The 7,698-nt window shown below is 46.4% G+C and carries 6 protein-coding genes; all 6 read left to right on the top strand.

The genetic code is table 11. The features are described from left to right. Nucleotides 1–96: 96 nt before the first annotated feature. The 6 genes from agaR to fusA all read left to right on the top strand — a co-directional run bounded on the left by agaR (nt 97) and on the right by fusA (nt 7,641). Nucleotides 97–867, top strand: coding sequence for a transcriptional repressor AgaR (gene agaR, locus L1D50_RS19580; RefSeq protein WP_128725734.1), 771 nt, complete (start codon nt 97–99; stop codon nt 865–867). Between the two features lie 11 nt (nt 868–878). After that, nucleotides 879–2,165: a D-tagatose-bisphosphate aldolase, class II, non-catalytic subunit gene (locus L1D50_RS19575; RefSeq protein WP_128725733.1), complete on the top strand. Its 1,287-nt coding sequence runs from the start codon at nt 879–881 to the stop codon at nt 2,163–2,165. Next, nucleotides 2,162–3,280, top strand: coding sequence for an SIS domain-containing protein (locus L1D50_RS19570; protein WP_128725732.1), 1,119 nt, complete (start codon nt 2,162–2,164; stop codon nt 3,278–3,280). Before L1D50_RS19575 ends, L1D50_RS19570 begins: the two co-directional genes overlap by 4 nt. Then, on the top strand, nt 3,277–4,185 hold the full coding sequence (locus L1D50_RS19565) for an ROK family protein (protein WP_128725731.1): 909 nt from the start codon (nt 3,277–3,279) through the stop codon (nt 4,183–4,185). Before L1D50_RS19570 ends, L1D50_RS19565 begins: the two co-directional genes overlap by 4 nt. Then, complete coding sequence (nagA, locus tag L1D50_RS19560) at nt 4,178–5,329, top strand: N-acetylglucosamine-6-phosphate deacetylase (RefSeq protein ID WP_128725730.1); 1,152 nt, start codon at nt 4,178–4,180, stop codon at nt 5,327–5,329. Before L1D50_RS19565 ends, nagA begins: the two co-directional genes overlap by 8 nt. Nucleotides 5,330–5,553: 224 nt before the next feature. Beyond that, entirely contained in the window at nt 5,554–7,641 is a 2,088-nt protein-coding gene (gene fusA / locus L1D50_RS19555; RefSeq protein ID WP_128725729.1) for an elongation factor G, read from the top strand. Nucleotides 7,642–7,698 lie beyond the last annotated feature (57 nt).

Genomic DNA, 7,698 nt, shown 5'->3' with positions numbered 1-7,698 from the left:
GGTATTTACGTCTGTTTTTGTTTAAAGTTAAAAAAATAAATTGAAAGCAAATGAAAGGTGTGTAGACTAAATTCAACCAAAACGAAAGGAGGTGTCATGCTGAACACCATCGAAAGACGCCACGAAATCGTTCAACTCGTTGGTCAAACGGAACGAGTAGAAGTATCCGAGCTGGCAGAACAATTTGGTGTATCAACCGTGACGATCAGAAATGATCTCAATGCCTTACATGATAAAGGATTGTTGGTTCGCTCTCATGGCGGTGCCGTTGCGAGTTCTAGGTTAACCAAAGAGCTCACCATAGCGGAAAAGCACGATCATCATCACCAAGTGAAAGTCGAGCTCGGAAAGTTAGTGGCGGGTCTTATAGGCAATAATGAGTCTATTATTCTAGACTCTGGTACCACCACAGAAGAGGTTGCGAAGCAGCTGACTGAGCATCAACAGTTAGTGGTGATGACTAATGGTCTTAACGTGGCGCAAGCACTCGTTGCAGCCGATGGCGTTGAAGTGTTGATGACCGGAGGCTCACTGCGTAAAAAGTCGCTGTCGTTTTATGGCAGTCACGCAGAAGATCAGCTAAAGCAATATCACTTTGACCGTCTGGTGCTCGGTGTTGATGGATTCTCTGTTGATGTTGGTGTAACAACACACTTTGAGCCAGAAGCCGCGCTTAACCGCGAGATGTGTAAAGCTGCAAAGCAAGTCATAGTGGTGACGGACTCCAGCAAGTTCGATCGTAAAGGTGTACATCGTATTATCGCCTGCGAAGAAATTGACGTTTTGGTAACGGACAGTGGTATTCCAGCTGATATTCATCAGCAATTGGTTGCCGCCGGAATTGAGGTACATTTAATAACGTCTTAAGAGGTGATCATATGCGGCGTTTTCAAGCCCTAATCGAAGCCAATAAATCAGGGAAAAACTCAGGTATTTATGCCATTTGCTCAGCTCACCCTTGGGTGCTGGAAGCGTCGATAAGATATGCCAAGCAGGAAAATACGCTGCTGTTAATTGAGGCCACGGCCAATCAGGTTAACCAATTTGGTGGTTACACAGGGATGCGTCCTGCGGATTTTATTGCCAAAGTCGAAGAGATGGCTGACGAGCTTGGTTTTAATAAGCAGTTACTGATTTTTGGTGGTGATCACTTGGGACCCGTCTGTTGGACGAGTGAAAATAGCCAAGCCGCAATGGCCAAAGCGTGTGACTTAGTCGCTGAATACGTGAAGGCCGGTTTTAAGAAAATTCACTTAGATGCCAGCATGCCTTGTGCTGACGATCCTGAGGTGTTAAGCGATGATATAGTGGCTAATCGCGCTGCTTTGTTGTGTCAAACAGCGGAAGCAGCCGCGATCGCGACGTTTGGTCGTAGCGATATTGTTTATGTGATTGGTACGGAAGTTCCTCCTCCAGGTGGAGCGGATGAACAGATTGACAGTCTACAACCGACCAGCCAAGTTGCTGCGCAAGAAACTCTAGCTTGCCATCGTGAACTCTTTGCAAACAAGGGATTAACGGATGCTTGGCAACGCGTGGTTGCTATGGTGGTGCAGCCGGGAGTTGAGTTTGATAACACCCAAGTTTTTGACTACAAACCGCATGAAGCAAGCGCACTAAAAGACTTTATTCGTACCGTAGACCGTATCGCTTTCGAAGCGCATTCGACAGATTATCAAACGGCAGGTGCTTATCAGTCTTTGGTGGCTGACCATTTTGCCATTTTGAAAGTCGGGCCTGAATTGACCTTTGCGCTACGCGAAGGGTTATTTGCGCTTCACCATATTGAAAAGCAATTACTACCCATGCATAGCCAATTTATTGAGGTAGTGGATGAGGTCATGTTGGCAGAGCCTACGAGTTGGCAGCGTTTTTATCACGGCAAACCACAGCAACTCCGGTTCTTGCGCCAATTTAGCTTTAGCGACCGTATCCGTTATTACTGGCATCAAGAAGCGGTGCAAAAGGCGTTAGCAACCATGCTCGAAAACCTAGCGCAGCAGACTTTATCATTGCCGCTTATCAGCCAATATTTTCCAGAGCTATATCAACAAGTACGCCGTGGTGAAATAGAAAGGGATGCCAAAGCGTTGGTGATTGCCAAAATTCAACGTGTTGTAGCTCGCTATTCAAACGCGTGTTTTGCCATGGAGAAAGCGTCATGAACACTTTACTAGGACACGAAGTTGCGCAACTAAAAGCACGAAATGCCTATTGGACCGCAAAAGAGATCACCCAGCAGCCACAGATGTGGCAAGAGACCGCCCAATTAGTCGCGAGCATAAAGCCTAGGCTTTTGGTGGAGTTAGCTCCTTTTCTAGATGACCCTGATACTCAGGTTATTTTGACAGGGGCGGGTACATCCGCTTATATCGGTGACGCTATCGCCACTCATCTTAATACACACATGCGCCAAAGTGTGCGGGCTGTGAGCACAACAGATTTAGTTGCTGCACCAAGGCAATATCTAGCGACGGATAAACCGTGTTTATTGGTATCCTTTGCTCGCTCTGGTAATAGTCCTGAAAGTGTTGCGGCCGTAGAGTTGGTAACACAGCTGGTTAGTAACAGTCAGCACCTTTTTATCACTTGCAACCGTGATGGAAAGTTGCATCAAGCAGCGCAGCAGGCAAACAATGCAACAAGTATATTGTTACCGGAACCTACGCTTGACCAAAGTTTTGCAATGACGAGTAGCTATTCGTCAATGATGGTTGCAGCGCTACAACTTTTTGCTGCGGATGATGGCTCCGTGGATAAGTTGATCAATGCAGCGCAAAGCATGTTAGCTGCAACAGAGCAGCAAAATATCCGTGCATTTGCACAACAACCATTTGAGCGTTTGGTGTATCTAGGCTCTGGCTGTTTGTTGGGATTTGCAAAGGAAGCTGCGTTAAAAATGCTTGAGTTATCGGCAGGCCAAGTAATGAGCGTGAGCGAGTCACCGCTTGGGTTCCGTCATGGTCCAAAATCACTTATCAATAGCAAAACTGTCGTGGTATGTTTTATCTCAAGCGATGGTTATACCAATTTATACGATCAGGACTTAGTTGCTGAGCTGCAGCGTGATGGAGCAGCCATGACGGTACATTCACTTTGCCCTAAAATGTTACCACTAGAAGACGTGTGGCAAGGATTACTGTATATGTTGTTTGCACAGCAGTTAAGTTTCTATAAAGCGCTGAACCTCGGCATTTCACCGGACAATCCTTGCCCGTCGGGGGAAGTGAATAGAGTTGTGCAGGGCGTAGTCATTCATCCATTTGGGAGCGAAGTATGATTTATGGGGTGGATGTTGGCGGGAGCAAAATTGAAATTGCGGTGTTCGATGAAAAACTGCAACGTATAGAATCTTGGCGTGTGGCGACACCAAAGCACAGTTATGAGGCGTTTTTGACGCAAATCGTAACCTTGGTGCAGCAAGCCGACGCTAAATATGGTTGTAAAGGACTGGTGGGTATTGGGATGCCTGGGATAGTAAATGCGCAGCAGCGCGTGCTATCTGCAAATGTCCCTTGCGCCAATGGCAAAGAAGTTAAGGCTGATCTCGTTGCACAACTTGAACGGCCCATTGCGGTCGAAAATGACTGCCGTTGCTTTGCGTTATCAGAGGCCAGTCTTGGAGCTGGTAAGCAATACCAAAAGGTCTTCGGGGCAATAATAGGCACTGGTGCCGGAGGCGGGTTTTGCATTGATGGTGCGTTGTATAAAAGTGCCCAAGGGATCGCCGGCGAATATGGTCATCACCCACTTTCTGCGGTATTACAACAAAAGTATAACCTGCCTATTTTAGCGTGTGGCTGTGGACTGCAAGGGTGTTTAGAGCGCTATGTCGCAGGGCCAGGGCTGGCCGGTTTGTATCAACATTTCACTACGCGAACGCTTACCTCAGAACAAGTTATCACAGCGATGCGGGCTGGAGAAAGTGAAGCTCGCCATGCTTTTACTTGTTATATGGATCTGTTGGGCTCGGCGTTTGCAAATTTAATCAAAGCATATGACCCAGAAGTTATCGTGCTTGGCGGTGGCATGTCGCTTATCGATGAACTTGTAGAAGCACTCCCAAAAGCCATTGAACCTCACGTATTTTCCGCAGTGTCAGTGCCAGATATTGTTAGAGCCAAGCATGGTGATGCAAGTGGTGCATTGGGTGCGGCATTACTTGGGAGCAAAGTGCATGCTTGAACAGCTTCGTTATATTCGGCCCCGTCGTATCTACACCCCAACTCGTGTTCTTGAAGATCACGTTGCGGTAATAAAAGATGAGCGCTTTCACACGATTATTCCTGCGGCGGAAGCGCCTGATAATACCGAGTCTTATCCCAAGCTCGACATGTGGCCTGGGTTAATTGATTTGCATATTCATGGCCGAGAGGGGTGCGATGTTATTGATGGCAAACTCTCCAGTATAGAAACCATTAGCACCTCGTTGCTCAAACATGGCGTCACTGGCTTTTTGGCTACCACGGTGACGACTACGTGGCCACAAACCATTGCAGCGATGAAAGTTATTGGAGCTGCATATAAGCTAAAGATGCCGGGGGCTCAGGTGCTTGGTGGGTATAGTGAGGGTTTGTTTTTCAGCGAAAAACACAAAGGTGCCCATAACGAAGCTTTCTTTAAGCCGTTAGACGAGGCCCTGATTGATGAAATGATTAGCGCGGCTGATGGTGCGCTTAAAGCGGTGGCACTCGCGCCTGAAAAGGCCAATGGTGTTGCAATGACACAGTACCTAAGTAAACATGGGGTACGGGTGATGCTAGGTCATTGTGATGCGGATTTTGCGCAAACCAATGCCGCTTTGGCACATGGTGCCTGCGGTGGAGTCCACGTATTTAACGGCATGCGTGGCATCCATCACCGTGAACCGGGCTGTGCTGGTGCGTTGTTACTTAATAGCCAAGCCTTGGTTGAAGTGATTGCCGATGGTATCCATTTACACCCCGCGATTTTACAGTTGATCTACCGCCTAAAAGGTCAACATAAGGTAGCTTTGATCAGTGATTGTATTAATGCGGGTGGCCTGAAAGATGGTGAATATCAATTGGGCGAGATGCCAGTGGTGGTTAAGGATGGCGTGGCGAAAACCCACAGCGGCAGTTTGGCTGGCAGTACACTGACACTTGAGAAAGCAGTGCAGAACTTAGCGAAATTAGCTGACATTCCACTTGTTGAGGCCATCAATATGGCAAGTCTCGTACCTGCAACTTATTTAAATATGGACAATGAACTTGGCAGTATTGAACAAGGTAAGATTGCGCATTTTTCTTTGCTAGATGATGCATTCCAAGTCCATCATGCCAACTTGTTTGGGAAGCAGGTCTTTTAACAGAAACCTTCACAAACCGTGCTGAAATTGACATCAAACAGCAAGAATATTATTAAATATAGCGGCCTAGCAGTAAGCGGTACGGTAAAAAAGGGTGGCAAAGTTTCGCATTAGAAACTTTTTCGTGAATTGATTGCATTTTAGACGACTTCAAGGATGATGTTCGCTACAAGAGGTGATATACTCCCGCCGAATAATTTTTCTACTTTAAATAGAGTAAAACAATGGCAGATTTATCGAAATACAGAAACATTGGTATTTTCGCGCACGTTGATGCGGGTAAAACTACCACCACTGAGCGTATTCTAAAGCTTACTGGTAAAATCCACAAAACTGGTGAAGTTCACGACGGTGAGTCAACAACTGACTTCATGGAGCAGGAAGCTGAGCGTGGTATTACTATCCAATCAGCAGCGGTAACTTGTGAGTGGAAAGGCCACCGTTTAAACGTTATCGATACTCCTGGACACGTTGACTTCACAGTAGAAGTATACCGTTCACTAAAAGTACTTGATGGTGGTATCGGTGTATTCTGTGGTTCTGGTGGTGTTGAACCACAATCAGAAACTAACTGGCGTTATGCGAACGAATCAGAAGTTGCTCGTTGTATCTTCGTAAACAAACTAGACCGTATGGGTGCAGACTTCTACCGCGTAGTTGATCAAGTTGAGAAAGTACTTGGTGCTAACCCACTAGTGATGACGCTTCCAATTGGTATCGAAGACCAATTCTGTGGTGTTGTAGACGTACTTGAGAAGAAAGCATACGTTTGGGATGACACAGGTCTTCCTGAAAACTACGAAGTACAAGACGTTCCTGCAGACATGGTAGACAAAGTTGAAGAATACCATGAAATGCTAGTTGAGTCTGCTGTTGAGCAAGACGACGACCTAATGGAAGCATATATGGAAGGTGAAGTACCTTCTATCGAACAAATCAAAGCGTGTATCCGTAAAGGTACTCGTGATCTTGCGTTCTTCCCAACTTACTGTGGTTCAGCGTTCAAAAACAAAGGTATGCAACTTGTACTAGACGCTGTTGTAGATTACCTACCTTCTCCTACAGAAGTTGAGCCTCAGCCACTAACAGATCCTGAAACAGGTGAGCCTACTGGTGAAGTAGCAACTGTTGACGCTGATGCGCCACTTAAAGCGCTTGCGTTCAAAATCATGGACGATCGTTTCGGTGCGCTTACGTTCATCCGTATCTACGCTGGTCGCATGAAAAAAGGTGACACTATCCTTAACTCTGCAACTGGTAAAACAGAGCGTATCGGCCGTATGGTTGAGATGCAAGCGGACGAGCGTACTGAACTTACTGAAGCACAAGCGGGTGACATCATCGCAGTTGTTGGTATGAAGAACGTTCAAACAGGTCACACGCTATGTGATCCTAAGCACGAGTGTACACTTGAAGCGATGATCTTCCCTGATCCAGTAATCTCAATCGCTGTTGCACCTAAAGATAAAGGTGGTAACGAGAAGATGGGTATCGCGATCGGTAAGATGGTTGCAGAAGATCCTTCATTCCAAGTTGAGACTGATGAAGATTCAGGTGAAACTATCCTTAAAGGTATGGGTGAGCTTCACCTAGACATTAAGGTAGATATCCTTAAGCGTACATACGGTGTAGACCTAATCGTTGGTCAGCCTCAGGTTGCTTACCGTGAAACTATCACACAAGAAGTTGAAGATAGCTACACGCATAAGAAACAGTCTGGTGGTTCTGGTCAGTTCGGTAAGATTGACTACCGTATCAAGCCTGGTGAAGTTGGTTCTGGCTTTACGTTCAAGTCTACAGTTGTTGGTGGTAACGTTCCTAAGGAATTCTGGCCAGCAGTTGAGAAAGGCTTCAAGTCAATGATGGAAGAGGGTGTGCTTGCAGGCTTCCCAGTACTAGACGTTGAAGTAGAACTATTCGACGGTGGCTTCCACGCAGTTGACTCATCAGCAATCGCGTTCGAAATCGCTGCTAAAGGCGCATTCCGTCAGTCTATCCCTAAAGCGGGTGCACAACTTCTTGAGCCAATCATGAAAGTTGACGTGTTCACGCCAGAAGACAACGTAGGTGACGTAATTGGTGACCTTAACCGTCGTCGCGGTATGATCAAAGACCAAGAAGCTGGCGCAATGGGCGTTCGTATCAAGGGTGAAGTACCACTATCTGAAATGTTCGGATACATCGGTCACCTACGTACTATCACGTCTGGTCGTGGTCAGTTCTCTATGGAGTTCTCACACTATGCACCATGTCCAGCAAACGTTGCTGACGCGGTAATCGCAGCTGAGAAAGAGAAAAAAGCAGCTAAGTAATTTATTACTTACTTTGCATAAAAAGGTCGCCAATGGCGGCCTTTTTTGTATCTAAAG

Origin of the sequence: Pseudoalteromonas sp. Isolate6 (assembly GCF_022398435.1) — a bacterium.
In the GTDB taxonomy this organism is placed as follows: domain Bacteria; phylum Pseudomonadota; class Gammaproteobacteria; order Enterobacterales; family Alteromonadaceae; genus Pseudoalteromonas; species Pseudoalteromonas galatheae.
Note: the sequence above shows the minus strand (reverse complement) of the source record. Positions and strands in the feature narration are given on the sequence as shown.

Bases quoted from the DNA above. Each gene is read 5' to 3' on its own strand.
- agaR (WP_128725734.1), top strand. From the start codon at position 97: ATGCTGAACACCATCGAAAGACGCCACGAAATCGTTCAACTCGTTGGT.
- L1D50_RS19575 (WP_128725733.1), top strand. From the start codon at position 879: ATGCGGCGTTTTCAAGCCCTAATCGAAGCCAATAAATCAGGGAAAAAC.
- L1D50_RS19570 (WP_128725732.1), top strand. From the start codon at position 2,162: ATGAACACTTTACTAGGACACGAAGTTGCGCAACTAAAAGCACGAAAT.
- L1D50_RS19565 (WP_128725731.1), top strand. From the start codon at position 3,277: ATGATTTATGGGGTGGATGTTGGCGGGAGCAAAATTGAAATTGCGGTG.
- nagA (WP_128725730.1), top strand. From the start codon at position 4,178: ATGCTTGAACAGCTTCGTTATATTCGGCCCCGTCGTATCTACACCCCA.
- fusA (WP_128725729.1), top strand. From the start codon at position 5,554: ATGGCAGATTTATCGAAATACAGAAACATTGGTATTTTCGCGCACGTT.